At 65.1% G+C, this 19,525-nt stretch carries 16 protein-coding genes and 1 tRNA gene; 10 read left to right on the top strand and 7 right to left on the bottom strand.

The genetic code is table 11. The features are described 5' to 3' along the window. Nucleotides 1-58 precede the first annotated feature (58 nt). Nucleotides 59-2,131 (bottom strand): [FeFe] hydrogenase, group A, encoded by a 2,073-nt coding sequence (locus tag BMI87_RS06330; RefSeq protein WP_078520318.1) that lies wholly within the window; start codon nt 2,129-2,131, stop codon nt 59-61. Nucleotides 2,132-2,290: 159 nt separating this feature from the next. Between BMI87_RS06330 and BMI87_RS06325 the strand changes: the two genes are divergently transcribed. The 5 genes from BMI87_RS06325 (at nt 2,291) to BMI87_RS06305 (ending at nt 5,365) form a co-directional block, all read left to right on the top strand. Continuing rightward, nucleotides 2,291-3,139, top strand: coding sequence for a hypothetical protein (locus BMI87_RS06325; protein ID WP_146681522.1), 849 nt, complete (start codon nt 2,291-2,293; stop codon nt 3,137-3,139). Nucleotides 3,140-3,195: 56 nt separating this feature from the next. Beyond that, a complete protein-coding gene (locus tag BMI87_RS06320; RefSeq protein ID WP_078520316.1) occupies nt 3,196-4,089 on the top strand; it encodes a lytic transglycosylase domain-containing protein in 894 nt (297 codons plus the stop codon). A 68-nt stretch (nt 4,090-4,157) separates the two neighbouring features. Beyond that, the gene (locus BMI87_RS06315; RefSeq protein WP_078520315.1) at nt 4,158-4,625 is read left to right on the top strand and encodes a GNAT family N-acetyltransferase; all 468 of its coding nucleotides are present in this window, start codon (nt 4,158-4,160) and stop codon (nt 4,623-4,625) included. Nucleotides 4,626-4,667: 42 nt separating this feature from the next. Beyond that, nucleotides 4,668-4,744 (top strand) — tRNA-Arg (locus BMI87_RS06310). Between the two features lie 147 nt (nt 4,745-4,891). After that, complete coding sequence (locus BMI87_RS06305) at nt 4,892-5,365, top strand: glycine zipper 2TM domain-containing protein (protein WP_078520314.1); 474 nt, start codon at nt 4,892-4,894, stop codon at nt 5,363-5,365. Between the two features lie 48 nt (nt 5,366-5,413). Here BMI87_RS06305 and BMI87_RS06300 read toward each other — a convergent pair whose 3' ends face one another. The 5 genes from BMI87_RS06300 to BMI87_RS06280 all read right to left on the bottom strand — a co-directional run bounded on the left by BMI87_RS06300 (nt 5,414) and on the right by BMI87_RS06280 (nt 11,733). Further along, nucleotides 5,414-7,252 carry a heavy metal translocating P-type ATPase gene (locus tag BMI87_RS06300; RefSeq protein WP_078520313.1) on the bottom strand — a complete coding sequence of 613 codons (1,839 nt, stop codon included), beginning with the start codon at nt 7,250-7,252 and terminating at the stop codon, nt 5,414-5,416. Nucleotides 7,253-7,384: 132 nt separating this feature from the next. Beyond that, entirely contained in the window at nt 7,385-8,680 is a 1,296-nt protein-coding gene (locus tag BMI87_RS06295; protein WP_210402461.1) for an MFS transporter, read from the bottom strand. Nucleotides 8,681-8,798: 118 nt separating this feature from the next. Further along, nucleotides 8,799-9,788 carry a PAS domain S-box protein gene (locus BMI87_RS06290; RefSeq protein WP_078520311.1) on the bottom strand — a complete coding sequence of 330 codons (990 nt, stop codon included), beginning with the start codon at nt 9,786-9,788 and terminating at the stop codon, nt 8,799-8,801. Between the two features lie 141 nt (nt 9,789-9,929). Then, complete coding sequence (locus tag BMI87_RS06285) at nt 9,930-10,829, bottom strand: HAD-IIA family hydrolase (RefSeq protein WP_246832655.1); 900 nt, start codon at nt 10,827-10,829, stop codon at nt 9,930-9,932. A gap of 121 nt (nt 10,830-10,950) precedes the next feature. Then, on the bottom strand, nt 10,951-11,733 hold the full coding sequence (locus BMI87_RS06280) for a DeoR/GlpR family DNA-binding transcription regulator (protein ID WP_246832654.1): 783 nt from the start codon (nt 11,731-11,733) through the stop codon (nt 10,951-10,953). A gap of 181 nt (nt 11,734-11,914) precedes the next feature. Between BMI87_RS06280 and BMI87_RS06275 the strand changes: the two genes are divergently transcribed. Beyond that, complete coding sequence (locus BMI87_RS06275; protein WP_078520309.1) at nt 11,915-13,552, top strand: Na/Pi cotransporter family protein; 1,638 nt, start codon at nt 11,915-11,917, stop codon at nt 13,550-13,552. 42 nt (nt 13,553-13,594) lie between these two features. On the opposite strand, the gene BMI87_RS06270 is transcribed toward BMI87_RS06275, so the two are convergent. After that, complete coding sequence (locus tag BMI87_RS06270; protein ID WP_246832665.1) at nt 13,595-14,509, bottom strand: LysR family transcriptional regulator; 915 nt, start codon at nt 14,507-14,509, stop codon at nt 13,595-13,597. A 153-nt stretch (nt 14,510-14,662) separates the two neighbouring features. Here BMI87_RS06270 and chvE point away from each other — a divergent pair, with 153 nt between their 5' ends. The 4 genes from chvE (at nt 14,663) to araD1 (ending at nt 19,521) form a co-directional block, all read left to right on the top strand. Beyond that, complete coding sequence (gene chvE / locus BMI87_RS06265) at nt 14,663-15,718, top strand: multiple monosaccharide ABC transporter substrate-binding protein (protein ID WP_078520307.1); 1,056 nt, start codon at nt 14,663-14,665, stop codon at nt 15,716-15,718. An 83-nt stretch (nt 15,719-15,801) separates the two neighbouring features. Next, nucleotides 15,802-17,322, top strand: a complete 1,521-nt coding sequence (gene mmsA / locus BMI87_RS06260) for a multiple monosaccharide ABC transporter ATP-binding protein (protein WP_078520306.1) — start codon at nt 15,802-15,804, stop codon at nt 17,320-17,322. Between the two features lie 8 nt (nt 17,323-17,330). Continuing rightward, nucleotides 17,331-18,533 carry a multiple monosaccharide ABC transporter permease gene (gene mmsB, locus BMI87_RS06255; protein ID WP_078520305.1) on the top strand — a complete coding sequence of 401 codons (1,203 nt, stop codon included), beginning with the start codon at nt 17,331-17,333 and terminating at the stop codon, nt 18,531-18,533. A 1-nt stretch (nt 18,534) separates the two neighbouring features. Continuing rightward, nucleotides 18,535-19,521, top strand: coding sequence for an AraD1 family protein (araD1, locus tag BMI87_RS06250; RefSeq protein ID WP_078520304.1), 987 nt, complete (start codon nt 18,535-18,537; stop codon nt 19,519-19,521). The last annotated feature ends 4 nt before the right edge of the window (nt 19,522-19,525 follow it).

Here is a 19,525-nt window from a genome sequence, read left to right as displayed (position 1 = left end):
GGCGATGAATTTGTGACCTGTCTTTACTCTCGACGCGGAAAGCCTGCGCAGGAGAGTGTCAAAGGACGGTGCGCGTGAGGGTCTGGATCACCGCCTGAGAATAGCCATCAGCTTCCACGGTGCTGAGCTCCAGATCGAAGCGGCTGCGGCTCCCGTCGGGGGCGAGGACCGTGAGATCGTCGATATCCGAGGCGCGCTCCATCTGGTGACGCGCATATTTCGCGCCACGCAGGTTCGGCGGCAGCTTCGCGTTGATGAGCCCCGCGATCTCGTCCGCGCCGGTCAGCACGCCGAAGGGAGAGGCGGTCGACCAGACCCCGTCGGGATGAAACAGCTTTGCGGCCGCCGCACCGTCGCGCCGGTCCACGCAATCCAGAAAGCGCATCAGCAGCGAGCGCTCGGAATGTCTGGCGGCGTAATGGGTGTGGAGCAGACGGTGCGCCGTCGGGGAATTCGGCGCGCCCAGTTCCGAGGCATAAAGCGCCTGCACATCCGCATTCTCATAGGAGCGGCGGCGCGGTGCCTTCGCATCGACGCTGTAGATCGCCTTGGCGCGTTTTTGCAGAATATGCGGGTCCATGGATTTCGGCTCGCCGCCGCCGCCGAGGCAGCCGCCGACGCAGGCCATGACTTCGATCGCGACATAGTCGTCGCGCCAGGCCTCGTCTTCCAGCATGCGCTGGGCCGAGGCGATCCCGTTGCACACGGCCACGGTGCCGACGCCGGGAATGGTCGCGGTCTTCACGCCCTCACGAACGCCGCGCAGCGCCTCCCATTCCAGCGGCAGGTCGTGCTCGACCCCTTTGAAATGCGCGGCCGTGCGGACCATCGCCTCCATGACCCCGCCGGAGGCGCCGAATATCTGGGCGGCTCCGGTGCTCTCGCCCAACGGGCTGTCGAATTGCCCATCCTCGGAGAGCGCCCCGAACGGAATCCCCCGCGACCGGATCATCCGCGCCAGCTCTCGGGTGGTGAGCACATGATCCACATCGCCAGAGACGCCGGGGCGCTGGGCCTCGTCCTTCTTGGCGGTGCAGGGCATCACGCTCACGACATAGGGCTCGGCTTTGCCGTCCGCGAAATCGGGCCCGAGGGAGCGTGAAAAACGGCCCCGTTTCGCGATCGCGCCATGCATCTGCTGGGGGGATTTGGTCGTGCTCAGATGCGGCAGAAGATCGGGGCGGTTCAACTCGACCCAATTCACCCAGCCCGGACAGCAGGAGGTGAACAGCGGGAGCTCCGTCCCGGCTTCGAGCCGCGACAGCAGTTCGGTGCCTTCCTCCATGATCGTGAGATCGGCGGCGAAATTGGTGTCGAACACGTAATCGAACCCCAGAAGCCGCAGCGCATTGATCAAGCGCCCCGTGCTGACGGTGCCCGGCTCCAGCCCGAATTCCTCGCTGATGGCGATGCGGGTCGCCGGGGCCACCTGAACCACGGAGACGCGCCGATGGGCGTCGAGCGTTTGCAGCACCGCGTGCCAATGCGGCGCCTCGATCAGCGCGCCAACCGGGCAGACAAGCGTGCACTGGCCGCAGGAAATGCAGTTGGTCTGCGACAGCGGCACGTCGAAGACGGTGACAGGGCGGCGGTCAAATCCGCGATTGGCGAACCCGATGACATTCTGGTTCTGCACGCTGTCGCCGCAGACCTCCGCACACAACCCGCATTCGATACATTTCGACAGGTCGCGCCAGATGCTGGGGGAGGTGTGATCGGTCGCGAGCTCTTCCGAGGCGGCAGGCGCCCCGGCGGGCATCTTCGGCCAACGCTCCTCCCACTGGTTCTCATGGACGAGACGCTGGAGCTGGCACGCCCCGTTCACCTCGCAGCGCATGCAATCATTGGGATGGCGCGCGAGCAGCCATTGCGCATCGGCTTTCCGGAAGGCCGCCAGCGCCTCGGTGTCCGTCGCCACCACATCGCCATCCTTTGCCAGCGTGCGGCAGGCCGGTTGCGGGTTCGGCGTACCGTCGATCTCCACGAGGCACATGCGGCACACGGCATGGGCGGGCAGGCCGGGGTAATAGCAGAGCGTCGGGATGTGGATGCCAGCCAACTTCGCCGCCTCCAGCAAGCTGGTGCCCTCATCGACTTCGACGTGCCGCCCGTTGATCGTAAGCGTGATCATGCGAAGGGACCTCCCGTCCTCTCAGTATAGCAGAGGCATGGCTCGCCACAGAAGTCCCGCCTTCGGCCCGCCCGCAATCGCGTCCTTTCCAGCAGTTTCCCAATTTTCGGGTCAGTCGTGCTACACTGAAAACCGATGGTGCTCGAAAGGACGGCGTAAATGGCCCGAGCCACCCGGATATTTCAGCCCGCCTCACACTGGGGTCTCGGCAGCTACTGGCAGGGCGAGTGCCCGCCATGGATCGCGCTCGTCGTAGTGCTGATCGGTGGGCGGTTGGCTGTCGCCGAGCTGTGGCAAGCCATGTCGTCGCCGCTCTCGATGCCGCTTTTCGCGTTGCTGTTCCTCGCAGATATGACACTGGCGCTGTGGCAGTTGGTGGGCGCGTGGCGCAGCCTGTCGCACTGGATCGACGCGCAGGCGCGGGGCCATGTGCTGCTCGCGGGGCGCGTGGCGGTGGTCGCGGTCGCGGTGGTGACGGTGACCCATGCGCTCGATCAGGCCGCGCGGCAGACCACTGCCCTGGCGCCGATCGCCTATGCCGGGCCGCAGCCTTTGGAGGTGCGCAACGGCGTCGCTTACCTGACCGGCGATATCGGCTACAATCTTCTGGCGCGGTTCGAGGCAACCCCGGCGAGAGGTGTCGCGGCGGTCGATCTCGACAGTGCCGGTGGGCAGGTTTTCGCCGCGCGCGCATTGGCGCAACGCGTGCTGGCGCGGGGGCTGAACACGCAGGTGACGAAACGCTGCTATTCCGCCTGCACGCTGATCTTCATGGCGGGCGCGCATCGCGATCTTGGGCCGGAGGGAAAGCTGGGCTTTCACGGCTATAGCTTGAAAGCCTATCCGCTGCCGATCGACGTCGCGAAAGAGGAGGCGATCGACCGGGCCTTCCTGCGCGATCGCGGCGTGAGTGCCAGCTTCTCCACGCGTGCTTTCGCGACACCGCACCGCGATATCTGGCGCCCGGACCGCGAAGTGCTGGCCGCCGCAGGTGTGCTGCGCGACTAAGGCTCGGCCTCGACGTCGCTCTGGTGCCATGCCGGAAATCCCGCTAATTTTCAGCCATGCGAACCTTCCTCTCAGCCCTGTTTTTCTGTGTCCTCGCGGGGGCGCTGAACGCGCAGCCTTTGCGGGCGATGATCGGGCCTCCGGCGCCCGATCTGCGTTGTACCGAGGACGGGCGCCGATGCATCGGGCTGAAAAACTATTTCGCCGATACCTGCGGGCTTATCGAAAACGCGGCGCAGGAGGCGGGGATCGACCCGGGCTATTTCGCACGGCTTCTCTGGCGCGAAAGCCGGTTCGATCCGGCGGCAATCAGCCCGGCGGGTGCGCAGGGGATCGCGCAGTTCATGCCCGGCACGGCGCGGCTGCGCGCGCTTGCCGACCCGTTCAACCCGGCCGAAGCGATCGAAGCCTCGGCGCGCTATCTGGCGGAGATGGCGACGCGCTTCGGCAATCCCGGTCTCGCAGCGATCGGCTATAACGGCGGCGAGGACCGCGCGGTGGGGTTCATCGCGAAGACCGGCGGGCTTGCGGGCGAGACCCGCGCCTATGTGCGCGCAATCACTGGCCATTCCGCGGAGGATTGGCGCGACGCCCCGCCCGAGGAGGTGGATTTCCGGCTCGACGGGGAGACGCCTTTCCTTGCGGCCTGCACCACATTGGCGAAGGGCAGGGCGATCCGGGAGTTCCGCGATCCTGTCCCGCCCTGGGGCGTGATCGTGGCCGCTGGGCGCACCCAGCGGTCGGCTGAGGTCTTCGGCAAACGGGCCGCCGCGCGTCATTCCGGCGCGATTGGTGACGCCAAGCTGCGCTTCGTGCGCGCGGTGATGCCGGGCTTCGGGCGGCGCGCGCAATACACGGCGCAAGTCCCGGCAGGTTCGCGCAAGGAGGCGCTGGCGACCTGCGAGAAAATCCGCGGACAGGGCGGGTTCTGCAAAGTCATCCGCAACTGAGGCGTTTTCGCGCTGGAGGCTAGCGCGCCCCGCGCCTAATCTGCCGCCGATACGGATGAGGACGCCCCATGGAAGACACGATCGAAATCGCGCGCGAAACCCCGCTGGGCGCGGATCTTGCAGAGCTTCACGCCCGCCACGCTGCGGCGATGCACGAAGATACGCCGCCCGAGTCGATCCATATGCTGCCGCCAGATGCGCTGGCTGCGCCCGGCATTTCCTTCTTCGTGATGCGGCAGGCGGGGCGCCCGGTTGGCATGGGCGCGCTGAAGCGCATCGCGCCCGATGAGGGCGAGATCAAATCGATGCATATCCTCTCCGAGATGCGCGGGCAGGGGCTCGCGCGGCGGATGCTCGAGGCGCTGATCGCGGCGGCGCGCGACGAAGGGATGGCGCGGCTCTATCTCGAGACCGGATCGCAGGACTCCTTCGCCCCGGCGCGCCAGCTTTACCTGCGTGCGGGCTTCGCCGAATGCGGGCCTTATGTCGGCTACCAGCCCGATCCGAATTCCGTCTTCCTGATGCGCGCGATCTGAACTTGCACCGCGCGCGCCGATCGCGCATTTAGGGGGCCACGCGGTCCCTTAGCTCAACTGGATAGAGCAGCTGACTTCTAATCAGCAGGTTCGGGGTTCGAGTCCTCGAGGGATCGCCAAAATCCTCGCTTATTGCGACGCGGCCTCCGCCTGCGACTTATTCTCTCTTATTGTCCGAAAACAAGGAAACGCGCTCTGAATCGCGGCAAGCTTCTTTTACGCCCGGATGTCAAAGACATGCGGCGGAGCTACCATGGAGGTTCAAAATGCGTATTTTTCTTCTTGTTCTCCCTGCGGCGCTGAGCGTTGCTGCCTGCAACCCGACGCCGGGTCCCTATGCGAACGGTCCCTATACCAGTCCGGGTCCCGGCCCGCGCACCACCTACAGCTATGACAGCATCGAATATGGTCGCATCGTTTCGGTGCAGCCGGTCACGATGCGCCGCACCACCGACGGCGACCAGATCGTCGGCGCAGTCACGGGCGGCCTCGTCGGCGCGGTGATCGGGCACCAGTTCGGCTCCGGAACCGGCAAGGACGTGATGACCGGCGCGGGCGCGATCGCGGGCACAATTATCGGCAGCAACGTCGCCAGCCAAGGCGGCACCTACACGTCCTATGCGTGGACCGTGCGGCTCGACAATGGTGGCTCGATTACGGTCATCCAAATGTCGAACCAGTTCCGCGTCGGCGACAGGGTGAGCGTCGTGCGCAGCGGCAATCAGGTCTATCTGCGATAGCGCCGATGGGCACAGGTTCGGGTGAGGGCGTGACGTCGTTTTGCGTCCTCACTTGGGCCTGATCCGAAGGGCGCGCAGCGCGTTCAGGATCACGGCGACGTCGATCGCCTCTTGCAAAATGGCGCCCTCCACCGGCGTGAGGTAGCCATAGGCGGCCGCGATCATGCCCAGCACCGAGAGGCCGATCCCGGCGGCGACGCTCTCGAAGGCGATCCGCCGCGAGGATGCGGCGATTTCGATGCCCGCGCGCAGCTGATCGATCCGGTCGACGAGAAGCACCACATCCGCCGCTTCGGCCGAGGCGGCGGCCCCGCGTGCGCCCATGGCGACACCGACATCTGCCGCGGCGAGCGCGGGTGCGTCGTTCACGCCGTCGCCCACCATCATGACCGGCCCGTGTTTGCGCTCGGACAGCACGAGGAGAACCTTCTGGTCCGGTGTGAGCCCTGCGCGCAGCCCGTCGAGGCCAAGCCCCTCGGTCACGCGTTCGGCCACATCCGTCCGGTCGCCGGTGGCGAGCAGAATCCGTTCGATCCCCTCGTGACGCAGCCCGTCGAGCATGGCGCCCGCATCGTCGCGCAGCGGATCGGCCATCACCAGATGCCCGGCCATGCGCCCATCGACGGCGACGGCGACGAGAACCGCCCCGGCGGCCATCGTCGGGTGATCGCCCGGTTTGCGCCCGACCCGTGCCGCCACGAAGTCGTCGCCACCGACGATGACCTTGCGCCGCTCGACATGACCCACGACGCCTTCGCCCGCGATTTCCGCCACATCCGACGGGACGGGCAGGGTGAAGCCGCGCTCTTTCGCGGCGGTGACGATCGCTTGTGCCACCGGATGTTTCGAGGCCTGGTCGAGGGCCGCGGCAAGGCGCAGGATCTCGTCCTCCTCCATCCCGTCGTGGCTATCGATCGACACGATCTGCGGGCGGCCTTCGGTGAGGGTGCCGGTCTTGTCGAGGACCAGCGTGCCGATGCGCGCCATCGTCTCGAGCGGCCCCGCCCCCTTGATCAGCACGCCGTAATGCGCCGCGCGCGAGAGCCCCGCGACCAGAGCGACCGGCACGGCGAGGATCAGCGGACAGGGGGTGGCGACCACGAGAACCGCGACGGCCCGGATCGGGTCTCCGGTGAACCACCAGGCCGCGAAGGCGATGGCGATCGTGACCACGAGAAAGCCCAGCGACCAGCGATCCGCCAGCCGGGACATAGGCGCCTTGGAGGCCTGCGCCTCCTCGACCAGCCGGACGATCCCGGCATAGGTACTGTCCTTCGCAGGCCGCACTGCCAACAGATCGAACGCCTCGCCTGAATTGGTCGAACCGCTCATGACGTCGGCCCCATGCGCCAGACGCACCGGCAGAGACTCCCCGGTCAGCGCCGATGTGTCCAGAAAGGCCGTCTCGGAGGCTAAAGTCCCGTCCACCGGCACCACGTCGCCCTGATGGATCAGCAGGCGATCCCCGGGGGCGATCTCGTCGAGGGGAATATCCTCCAGCCCGCCGTCACGATGCCGCGTCGCGGTCCGTGGGACACGCGAGAGCAGGTCGTGCATTTCGCGCCGGGCGCGGCCCTCGGCGAAACTCTCAAGAAAGGTGCCGCCGGAATACATGACCGCCACGACCGCCGCCGCGAGCGTCTCGTCGAAGACGAGGGCGGCAGTCATCGAGAGCGCGGCCACGATATCCAGACCGACTTCGCCGCGCCGGAGGCTGCGAGAGATCTCGAATACAAGCGCGGTGAGGGTGGGCACGACGCCGACGGTCCAGCTGGCTTTCGCCAAGGCGTCCGCGCCAGCCGCCCAGAAGGCGAGGCCCACCACCAGTGCCGCTACGGCGAGCGCGAGGAGGGCGAGTTTCAGACGGTCGGTTCCGCGCTGTTCCATCCGGTCTGTGGTCCTTCTGCACGTCTCACGGTCGATGGCGCCTCACATCTCCAAAGCGTGCGCGCCGTCACCGTGATAGCGCATCCCGGTGATCGGTCCAGCCTCCAATTCGGTTTCGCGGGAGTGCTTCGCTCAGCGCAAAGGCGCGCGGCTGCGATCCGGGGTCAGAACAAGTGCAATCACTGCGATCAAACCCGCCGCGAGCATGTAGAGCGCAGGCGCGGTGATCATGCCGGTCGCGGCGATGAGGCTCGTGGCGATCATCGGGGTGAGGCCTCCGAAGATGCCGAGGCCGATATTGAAGGCGACGGAATAGCCTGACAGCCGATCCCGCTCGGGGAACATCTCCGCGAACAGGGCAGGGCCGGAGCCCAGCGGTACGGCCAAAAGCAGGAAGGTCACGGCATGTGCTACGACCACGGGCAGCAATGCGCCGCCCGACACAAGCATCCATTCGTGCAGCGGCCATGCGACCAGCGCCAGCAGCCCGATCGCCAGAGCGATCCAGACCCGGCGCGTCACCCACCGGTCGCCCACGATTGCCGCCAGCGGCATCGCGGGGATCACGAGCACCGTCATCGCGGTGTTGATCAGAAGGGCCGTGTCCCGCTCCATCAAGCCCTGACCCGACAGCCATTCCGGAAGATAGACGAAGGCGATGTAGTAGCAGGTGCCGTAACTGGCCGCGAAGGCCACCGCCAGAAGCGTTTCCCTGCGGTTCGTCGTGAAGGCTTCGAGCAGGGGCGATGTGTCGTCGCGCCCCTCCTGATGCTGCTGGAAATGCTCTGATGTGTGCAGGTTGCGGCGGATCAGGATCGCCACCGTGCCAAGAACCGCGCCGCCGAGGAAGGGCAGGCGCCACGCCCACTCCGCGAGCGTCTGAGCATCGAAGAGGTTCGTCACGAGCGCCGCCGCCCCGACCCCCAGAAGCGAGCCCGACATGGAGCCGATATTGGCCCAGCTGCCTGTCAGGCCGCGTTTCTTCAAGGGCGCGGTTTCGACGAGATAGGTCGCCGAGGACGAGAACTCCCCACCGACCGACAGGCCCTGCAACAGTCGCACCAGAACCAGAAGCGCCGGGGCCAGAACGCCGACCTGCGCATAGGTCGGCAATATGCCCAGAAACAGCGTCGGCATCGCCATCATCACGACCGAGATCTGCATCGTGCGTGCGCGCCCGTAGCGGTCGCCGAACCAGCCGAACACCGCTGCGCCAAGCGGGCGCATCAGGAAACCGGCCGCGAAAATCCCGTAAGTCGCGATCAGGCCCGCGGTCGGGTCGTTGGACGGAAAGAAGACCGGGGCGATGACGCCTGCAAGATAGCCGTAGAGCGCGAAGTCATACCATTCGACTACGTTGCCGATGAAACCGGCCATGATCCGATGCCGAAGCTCTGCCGGTTTTGCTGTGCTTCCGTCCGGTGCCATGGTCGAGCCTCGCGATTTTTCTGCTATCTCCGCGACATACGTAGCCTTTTCTTCGGGTTGGGCGCAAATCGCGACGCCTGAAACCCAAATCGCAGGGCCATCTCCGCGCCCGGCGGTCTCACGGCATCTGCGCTACCATGGTCAGATCGAGATCCAACGCCGCGACCAATCCTTCTGGCGTGAATTCGCGCGAGAAGCTGCCGCCAAGCGAGGTGGATACGGTAAGCCGGCAAAGCGAGGTGCCGAACCCTTTGTTTTCGTCCTTGCCGGATCCCGCTTCGGTGATGCCGGGCTCTTTCCATGCGAGCCTGAAGCGCCCGTCCTCGATCTCCGCGCTAATCTCGACGCCGTGGCCGCTCTGCGACAGGCCCCCATATTTCACCGAATTCGTCGCAAGCTCGAAAAGAACGAGCGTCAGGGGCGTGATCGCAGCAGGGCGCACCTGAATATCCGGAAGCGAGGTCTGAACGCTCGCCCCTTCGCTGAAGGGTTTCAGGATCGTGCTCACGAGATAGGAGAGCGGCATGCCATCGGGTTGTTCGCCCGAGGGGTCGTTCACGGTCATCGAATTGAGCGACGCGATCGCGTGAAGGCGGCTGCGCATCTCGTTACTGAGTTGCTCTGCGCTGTCTGCCTGCCGCGCGGCGACGGCAATCAGGGACGCGGCCACGGCGAAGGCGTTGCCGACCCGGTGGCGCATCTCGGACAGGAGCAGTCTCTGCTGCTCCGCCAGTTGATGCTGCAAGGTGATGTCGCGTGCGATCTTCGACGCGCCGACGACTTGGCCATCGGCATCGCGCACGGGCGAGACGGTCAGAGACACCGGAACGGGGCTGCCGTCCTTGCGCTGCCGGATCGTTTCGTAATTGGCGATCCGCTCGCCGCGCCGCAGACGGGCGATGAAATCGACCTCCTCATCCATCCGGTCGTCGGGAAAGATGATCGTGATCGGCTGACCGATGGCTTCTTTGGCAGTGTAGCCGAACAGGTTTTCCGCGCCGCGATTCCAACTCAGGATGATGCTGTTGAGGTCCTTGGTGACAATCGCATCTTCCGAGCCTTCCACAATCGCAGCCAAATGCTGTTGGATGCTTTCTGGTGAGTCCATGACAGGTCTGGCCTCCGTGCTCCTCGGGGGACACACATACTAAAAGGTGCATATCAAGTATAGCCCATCGCGGTCGGGGCGGGAGCGCACGCGATGGCATTGGAAAATCACGTCATTTCGCCGAGATCAGCGGCGGCGCGCTCACGGCCGTTCCAGAACGAAATCCGGAACGATGCCGCAGGAGGCGATGGCCGCCTGCGCGTCTTCGCCGCCGAAGAAACCGTATCCCGCGATCAGGGCAGAGCGGATTCCGGTCGCCTGTGCGCCGAGAATGTCGGTGTGCAGACTGTCGCCCACCATCAGCACGCGCGCAGAATCGACCGGACCGAGACGCGCGAAGGCGATATCGTAGATATTGTTGAAAGGCTTGCCGTAGAACTCCGGCGCCACACCCGTCGCATCGGCGAGCCTATGCGCGAAGTGACCCGGCTCCTGTGAGAACCCGACCTCACGGGGGGCGACGATATCGGGATTGCCGACCCAGACCGGGCGCGGGTTGTCGCGGATGGACGCTTCGAGCAGGCCCTGCCGCTCTTCGGTCCAGTCCGCCGCGCCGATCAGCAGGAAGCCTTCGGCGGCATCATAGGCGGCGCGGTCTTCAGCGAGCCATGTCACGTCGAACTGATCCAGCTCGTCATCGCCTGCCGTGTCGCTCGCCATCAGGCCCCATGCGCGGGGAGGGGCTGAGCGCAGCGCCGCGACAATGGCGGTGCGGCTGGTGACGACATCCTCGGGCGCGAAGGCATAGCCGAGCCGTGTGTATTTCCGCATCAGGCTGTCATGCGGAACACCGGCCGCGTTCGACACGACCATCACCCGCTTGCCCTGCGCTTGCAGCGTCGCGACGCGCTCGTGCGTGCCTTCGATCGCGGTCTCGCCGATATTGAGCACGCCGAACGCATCGAGCAGGAAGACGTCGAACAGATCGGCAAGCTCCGAGAGGTCGCGCGCCATCTGGCTGGTCGAGATCACGCCGGGGGAGGGCAGTCGGTGGCGCGCGCGCTCATAGGCTGCGAGCGCTTCCTGCGCTGTCATTGTCATCAGAGGGTCGTCCTTCGCGCCTGTGCCGATAGGGGCTCACTTATCACCACAGCGATAGCGATCACCAGCACGATCAGGTCTGCGGTGCGCTGGGCGACGCAGGGAGCTCTTGTGGGTGGCGTCACTTCGCGAGCAGAACCTCCACGTCGTTCTGACGCAGCGCCTCTTTCAGATCGGCGGGCGGCGCGCGGTCCGCCACCACCGAGGCGAGCGCGCCTAGCGTGGCGGCGCGGGTGAAGCCGTGAATGCCGAATTTCGACCCAAGGATCAGCAGCATTCCGGCCTGCGCCTGCGCGAGCATCACGCGTTTGATCGCGGCGAAGCCCGGAATGGTCTCGGACACGCCCTCGATCGAGAGCGCTGTGGCCCCGATCACCGCCCGGTCGACGTGATGGCGCGACAGGAATTCGAGCGTCTCTTCGCCCACGACCGCCGATTCCGTCGGCAGGTAATTCCCCGGGGCAAGGATCACCTCCGCCCCCTCGCTTCCGCCGAGAAGCATCGCGATGGGCAGCGAATTGGTGATGACGCGGCAGGGCGTGCCTGCCATGGCGAGAAACCGGGCCATCTGCTGCGTGGTCGAGCCGGAGTCGATCATCAGCGTTTCGCCGGGCGCGACCTGCGCGGCGGCCATGCGCCCGATCCGCTCGCGTTCCTGAAACTGGTCGCGTTCGCGCTCGTCCAGCGTCGGATAGTGCCCCGGATGGGGGCGCGAGGCACCGCCATGCGCGCGGTCGATCAGCCCCTTCTCTTCGAGCGCATCGAAGTCGCGCCGGATCGTTTCTGTCGAGACGCCGAACTGCGCCGCGAGTTGCGAGATGCGCAGGTGGGGGCGCAGCTTCAACTCGAACAGGATCTGCTCGCGCCGGTCGCGTTTGCGCAGTCGCTGTCCGTCTTGTTTCACGCTCGCATCCATCGCTTTTCCCGAAGGTGAGAAAACTCACCGAACTCTAAAATTGATGTGGCCTATGCCGCATAAATTCAAGAAAAATGTTGCGAAACCCACATTTTGATGCAGTTTAACGAGGTAGAACCGCGTGGTCGTGGAGGGCATCCGAAGCCAAACGCGGGATTTGGGAGAGCGCATGATCTATTTCCTGATCAATCTCGCGGGCGCGGTGGCGCTGCTGCTTTGGGCGGTTCGTTTGATCCGCACCGGGGTCGAGCGCGCCTTCATGGCCTCGCTGCGCCAGTTCCTGCGCCGCACGGCCGGGACGCGGATCAGCGCGATGGCCGCGGGGACCGGGGCGGCGATGCTGCTGCAAAGCTCGACCGCCGTCGCGATCCTGACTGCTGGTTTCGCCGCGAGCGGGACATTGGCTGCCGTGTCGGGTGTGGCGCTGGTGCTGGGCGCCGATCTGGGCTCGTCCATCGTGGCGCAGATCCTGCTCTCGCCGATCCACGTTCTCGTGCCCGCGCTGCTCGTGATCGGGGTGACGCTGTTTCTCAAATCGAAAGCCCGGCGGCCGCGGCAGGCGGGGCGCATCTTCGTGGGGCTGGCGCTGGTGCTGCTCTCGCTCGGCTTGATCGGCGAGGCGACGGCGCCCCTGCGCGACAGCGAACTGGTAGACGCGGTCCTGACCCGGCTGGGTAGCGATCTCGTCTCGGCCTTCGTCCTCGGGGCCTTGCTGACATGGGCGATGCATTCCTCGATCGCGGCGGTCTTGATGTTCGTGACCTTCGCGGGGCAGGGCCTTTTGCCGGGGACGGGCGCTGCGGCGATGGTGCTGGGCGCGAACCTCGGCGGGGCGATCATCCCGGTGATGCTGACGCTGTCGGCCGATCCGATCCCGCGCCGGATCATGGTTTCGAATTTCGTCCTGCGCGGGGGCGGCGCTGCGCTGGTTCTGATCGGTCTGATGGCCTTCCCGCATGCGCTCGATTTTCTCGGTGCGACGACGGCGCGACAGGTCATCAACCTGCATCTGGTCTTCAACCTCGGCGTCGCGATCCTGTCGCTTCCGCTCATCCCTGCGGTGCTGCGCCTTGCCGGGGCGGTCGTGGTCGAACGCAAGGATCTGTCGCCCACACGGATCACCGCGCTCGACCAAAAGGGCTTGGGCGATCCGGGCCATGCCCTTGGTAATGCCGCGCGCGAGTTGCTGCGCATGGGCGAGCAGGTCTTGGAGATGCTGCAACCCGCGCTCGGTCTTTTCGTTCATTGGGACCCGGAGGTCGCCGCCCGCATCAAGCGCAACGAAAACGAGGTCGACCGCATGCATTACGAGATCAAGCTCTATGTCGCGCGGCTGAATGAGACGCGGCTGAGCACCGAACAATCGCGTCGCGCGATGGAGATTGCGATGGTGGCGAACCATCTCGAGGATGCGGGCGATCAGATTTCGACCAATCTCGTCGATCTCGCCCAGCGCATCCACGAACGCGGCCTGACCTTTTCGGAAGAGGGGCGGCGCGAGCTGACCGATTTCCACGACCGCGTCACCTCGAACACGCGTCTGGCCCTGAACGTCCTGATGTCGGGGGAGATCGACGATGCGCGCCAGTTGGTCGAGGAGAAAGACCGCACCCGCGCCGCCGAGGCTGATTTGCAGGCGGCCCACCTTGCCCGGCTGCGCGCGAATAACAGCGCCTCTATCGAGACCACGAACATCCATCAGGAAACCGTGCGCGCGCTGAAGCAGATCAATACGGACGTGACCTATGTCGCCTATCCGATCCTCGAACAGGCAGGCGATCTGCGCGCGACGCGCCTGACCGGGTGAACCAAGCGGATCGGGATGTGGGGACGTGGTTGCTGTCTGAGATCAGCTTGCCTGCCCCGAGAGCTGCAACAGCTCCTCGCGAAGTCTGAGCGCGAGCGGAGACAGGGGCCGTCGGCGCAGGCCCAGCAGGTAATAGGACGACACCCGAAATTCCTGCTGGATGCGCAGAACCGCGAAGCCTGCGTTGACCGGGTCCCGGATCAGAAGCTGCGCGACCTCTTCCGAGACGGCGGCCACGGCGTCGCTTTGCGCGAGATAGGCGATGGTGAACAGCAGCGACGGGCTGTTCACGCAGTCGCGCGGCTCGGACAGGCCCAACGCCGCGAAGGCCTCGAAGGTCGCCTCCCGGATCGGCGCGCCGCGCTGCTGCAGGATCCATTCGTAATCCCCTAGTTCGGTCATCGTGACGAAGGGCGAGCGGGCCAGCGGATGATTGGCGCGCACGAGAAAGACGATTTTCTCGTCGCGCATCGGTGTGATGTCGAAAAGCTCGCTGTCGAACTCGGGCAGAACCCGGGCGAGGATGAAATCCATCTCTCCCGCCGCGAGATAACCCAACAGATCGCGTGACGGCAGAACCTCGACGGAGATGTCGCTCTCGGGCGAGGCGCGTTTGACGGCGCGGATCGCGGGCACGAGATAGCCCACCGCAGGACCGGTCACCGCGCCGATCCGCACGCGCCCGGCATGGCCGCTGCGCAGCGCCTCGATGTCGGAGCCCATGCTCTCGAGTTCGCGCAGAACGGCCCGGGCGCGGCGCAACACGGCCAGACCGATCTCTGTCGGCTCCATCCCCTTGGGCTGCCGGGTGAACAGCGGTGCGTCGACCCGGCGCTCCACCTCGGCCAGCATCCGGGACGCGGCCGGCTGGGTCATGGCGCAGCTTTCGGCGGCGAGCTGGAGTTGCCCGGACTCTGCTACCGCCCGGATGAGACGCAGCTGCGCAGGTTTCAGCATCAGGTGAGAAAGGGGCATATCACTTTCGGTATGCAGATTGCGTTGAATGTAATTTTATCATCATGCTCTCACATTGCTAGTGTTTCTCCCACGCCCGGTATCGGGCTGCGCGAGGAGGACAGACGGGTCGCGCACCGTCATAGGGAGGACACCATGAAAATCAAAACCGCCGCCGCAGTGCTGGCGATCGGCACCGCTTTGCTCGGTTCCGGGGCTTGGGCCGAAACCGTCGGCATCTCGATGCCGACCAAATCGTCGGCTCGCTGGATTTCTGACGGCAACTCGATGGTCGAACAGTTCCAGGAAGCTGGCTACGACACTGACCTGCAATATGCGGAAGACGATATTCCGAACCAGCTCGCTCAGGTCGAGAACATGATCACCAAGGGCGTGGACGTTCTGGTGATCGCGGCGATCGACGGAACGACGCTGTCGAACGCTCTGGCCAACGCGAAGGCCGCCGGTATCAAGGTGATCGCCTATGACCGCCTGATCCGTGACACGCCGGATGTCGACTATTACGCGACCTTCGACAACTTCAAGGTCGGCGTGGAGCAGGCCAATTCGCTGGTGCAGGGGCTCAAGGAGCGTTTCCCCGACACGAAGCCGTGGAATGTCGAGCTGTTCGGCGGCTCGCCGGACGATAACAACGCCTATTTCTTCTATAACGGCGCGATGTCGGTGCTGCAGCCGCTCATCGACTCGGGCGATGTCGTGATCCCGTCGGGCCAGATGGGCATGGACACGGTCGGCACGCTGCGCTGGGACGGTGCCGTCGCTCAGTCGCGCATGGATAACCTTCTGTCGGCCAATTACACCGACAAGCAGGTGCAGGGCGTGCTCTCGCCTTATGACGGGCTGTCCATCGGCATCCTGTCCTCGCTCAAGGGCGTGGGCTACGGCTCGGGCGACATGAAGATGCCGATCGTTACCGGTCAGGATGCGGAAGTGCCTTCGGTGAAATCGATCCTCGCGGGCGAGCAGTACTCGACCATCTTCAAGGACACCCGCGAACTGGCGAAAGTCACCGTGGGCATGGTCAACGCGATGCTCAAGGGCGGCGAGCCCGAGATCAACGACACCGAGACCTATGACAACGGCGTCAAGGTGATCCCGTCCTACCTGCTCCAGCCGGTGCCGGTGGACAAATCGAACTGGGAAAAGGTTCTGATCGGCTCCGGTTACTACACCAAGGATCAGATCGAGTAAGCCGGGCCTCCCCGCCTTGCCACTCGCTGGTCGCCCTTCGGGGCGGCCAGTCCCCCCACTCGATTTGACGCCGGAGAGGTCGGATGACCACCCTTCTTGAAATGCGCAACATCACCAAGACCTTTCCTGGTGTGAAAGCGCTCGACGACGTCTCGATCGCGGTCCGTGACGGTGAAATCCACGCGATCTGCGGCGAGAACGGCGCGGGTAAGTCGACCCTGATGAAAGTGCTCTCAGGCGTCTATCCCGCAGGCAGCTACGAGGGCGAGATCGTCTATGACGGCGCCGCTGCCGAATTCCGCGACATCCGCGACAGCGAAGATCGCGGCATAATTATCATCCATCAGGAACTGGCGCTCGTGCCGCTGCTGTCGATTGCCGAGAATATCTATCTGGGCAATGAGCGCGCCCAGAGCGGTGTGATCAACTGGCAGGAAACCTTCCAGCAGACCGAAGGCCTGCTGAAGAAGGTCGGGCTGCGCGAGGCGCCCGGCACGCTGGTCGACAGCCTCGGCGTGGGCAAGCAGCAGTTGGTCGAGATCGCGAAGGCGCTGTCGAAGAACGTGCGCCTCCTGATCCTCGACGAGCCGACTGCGGCGCTGTCGGAATCCGACAGTCAGGCGCTGCTGGATCTGCTGCTGGAACTGAAGGCGCAGGGCGTCACCTCGATCATCATCAGCCACAAGCTGAACGAGGTGAAGCGCGTGGCCGACAGCGTGACCGTGATCCGCGACGGCGCCACGATCTCCACCATAGACGCGCGCGGTGGCGATCTCACCGAAGACCGCATCGTGCGCGACATGGTGGGCCGCGACATGGCGCATCGCTTCCCCGACCGGACCCGTCGCGCGGGCGAGGTGCTCTTCGAGCTGAAGAACTGGAACGTGCGCCACCCCGAGCATCGCGACCGCCAGATGATCCGCGACCTGTCGATGCATGTCCGCGCCGGCGAGGTGGTCGGCATCGCGGGGCTGATGGGCTCGGGCCGCACCGAGCTTGCCATGAGCGTCTTCGGACGCAGCTACGGGCGCGACATCTCGGGCGAGGTGCTGATCCACGGCAAGCCCGCGGATGTCTCCACCGTCGACCGCGCCATCGCGGCGGGGCTCGCCTATGTCACCGAGGACCGCAAGAGCCTCGGGCTGATCCTCGAAGAGACGATCCAGCGCAACACCAGCCTCGCCAATCTCGGCGCGGTGGCGAAGAACGGCGTGGTCGAAGATTTCCGCGAGACCGAGGTGGCCGAGAAATACCGTCGCGACCTCAATATCCGCACGCCCTCGGTCTTCCAGAAGGTGATGAACCTCTCGGGCGGCAACCAGCAGAAGGTCGTGCTCGCGAAATGGCTCTTTACCGAGCCGGAGGTGCTGATCCTCGACGAACCGACGCGCGGCATCGATGTCGGCGCGAAATACGAAATCTACGGGATCATCAATGAACTGAGCGCGGCCGGGAAGGCCGTCATCATGATCTCTTCGGAGATGCCGGAACTCTTGGGCATGTCCGACCGGATCTACGTGATGAACGAGGGCAGCTTCGTGGGCGAGTTGAACGCCGACGAGGCCAGCCAGGAGCGCATCATGTCCTTGATCGTTAGGGAATAGGGAAAGTCATGGACCAGATCGAACAAGCGAATTCCGAGCCTTCGGGAGGCCTTGGGATCGGCGCCTATATCGCGCGCCACATCCGCGAATACGGACTGCTGTTTGCGTTGATCGCGATCATGCTGTTCTTCCAGATCGTGACGGGCGGCACGCTGCTCAAACCGGTCAACATCACCAACCTATTCCTGCAGAACAGCTATATCATCATCATGGCCTTGGGCATGTTGCTGGTGATCGTGGGGGGCAATATCGACCTCTCGGTCGGCTCGGTCATGGGTTTCATCGGGGCCTTCGCCGCGGTGCTGATCGTGTCGATGGACCTGCCGGTCGCGGTGGCGATCCCGGCGTGCCTCGTGATGGGCATGGCGATCGGCGCGGTGCAGGGCTATTTCGTGGCCTATTGGAAAATCCCCTCCTTCATCGTGACGCTGGCGGGGATGCTGGTGTTCCGCGGGTTGTCGCTCTGGCTACTCGAAGGCCAATCCATCGGCCCCTTCCCGAAATCGTTCCAGGCACTGTCGACCGGGTTCATCGCGGACCCGTTCGGCGTGGGCCGTCCGAACATGCTGGCACTGGCGGTCGGTGTCGCGGCTGTGGTGCTGCTTGTCTGGCTGGGCCTGCGGGCGCGGTCCCGCGATGCGCGCTACGGGATCGAGGGCGAACCGCTTGGCCTCTTCGTGCTCCGCAATGCGATCGTCGCCGTGGCGCTTCTCTTCGTGACGTGGAAACTCGCATGGTTCCGCGGTCTGCCGAACGTGCTGCTGTCGATGGTGATCCTGACGATCATCTATGTCTTCGTGACCGAACGCACCACGCTAGGCCGTCGGGTCTACGCGGTGGGCGGCAACTCCAAGGCGGCCAAGCTTTCGGGTATCCGCACCGAGCGGCTGACCTTCCTGACCTTCGTGAACATGGGCCTGCTGGCGGCGCTTGCCGGTCTGGTCTTCGCCGCACGTCTGAATACCGCGACCCCGAAGGCGGGCTTCGCGGTCGAACTCGACGTGATCGCGGCCGTTTTCATCGGGGGCGCATCGATGTCGGGCGGTTCCGGCAAGATCATCGGCGCGGTCGTCGGCGCTTTCATCATGGGCGTGATGAATAACGGTATGTCGATCCTCGGGATTGGCATCGATTACCAACAGGTCATCAAAGGGCTCGTGCTGCTCGCAGCCGTCTTCTTCGATGTCTACAACAAGAACAAGGAAGCCTGAGATGTTGCTCTCGCAATTGACCCTTGCCGACGGATCGCGCGCCGTGGCCGTGCGTGAAGACGGCCCCGCGCATCTGGTTCCGGGCGTCACCTCGACCCGCGATCTGGCGCTGGCCGCGATCGCCGCCGGGCACGATCTGGCTGCCGAGATCGCCGCGCGCGGGCAGGGGGAAGAGGTGGACCTGGAGGCCGCCTATGCCGAGGGGCGGATGCTGGTGCCGCTCGATCACCCCGATGCCGCGCATCTGCATCTCACGGGCACGGGGCTGACCCATCTGGGCTCCGCCTCCACCCGCGACGCGATGCATACCAAGGTCACCGAAGAGATGACCGACAGCATGAAGATGTTCCGCATGGGACTGGAGGGCGGCAAGCCCGCCGCTGGCTCGGTGGGCGTGCAGCCCGAGTGGTTCTACAAAGGCAACGGTCTGGCCGCCGTCGCGCCGGGCGCTGCGCTCACCTCGCCGGGCTTCGCGCTCGATGGCGGCGAGGAGCCGGAGGTCGCGGGGATTTACGTCATCGCGCCCGACGGTCAGCCGGTCCGTGTGGGCTTCGCGCTTGGCAACGAGTTCTCCGACCACGTGACCGAGCGCGGGAACTACCTGTGGCTCGCCCATTCCAAACTGCGCCCGGCGAGCTTCGGTCCCGAGATGCTTGTGGGCGATCTGCCGGATAGCGTCGAGGGCACCAGCCGCATCCTGCGCGATGGTGAAACGCTCTGGGAAAAGCCGTTTCTCTCAGGCGAGGCGAACATGTCTCACACGATCGCCAATCTCGAACATCACCATTTCAAATACGCGCCCTTCCGCGATCCGGGCGATGTGCATGTGCATTTCTTCGGCACCGCGACGCTCAGCTTCGCCGACGGGATCAGCGCCGAACCGGGCGACGTCTTCGAGATCGAATGCCCCGCGTTTGGCCTCGCGCTACGCAATCCGCTCGCCCGCAATTCCGACGCGTTGGCCCCCGTGGCCGTCGCCAGCCTCTGAGGTC

Source organism: Thioclava sp. F28-4 (assembly GCF_002020045.1).
GTDB lineage: Bacteria > Pseudomonadota > Alphaproteobacteria > Rhodobacterales > Rhodobacteraceae > Thioclava > Thioclava sediminum.
The sequence above is the reverse complement of the archived record's forward strand: the minus strand, read 5'-3'. Positions and strand labels throughout refer to the sequence as shown.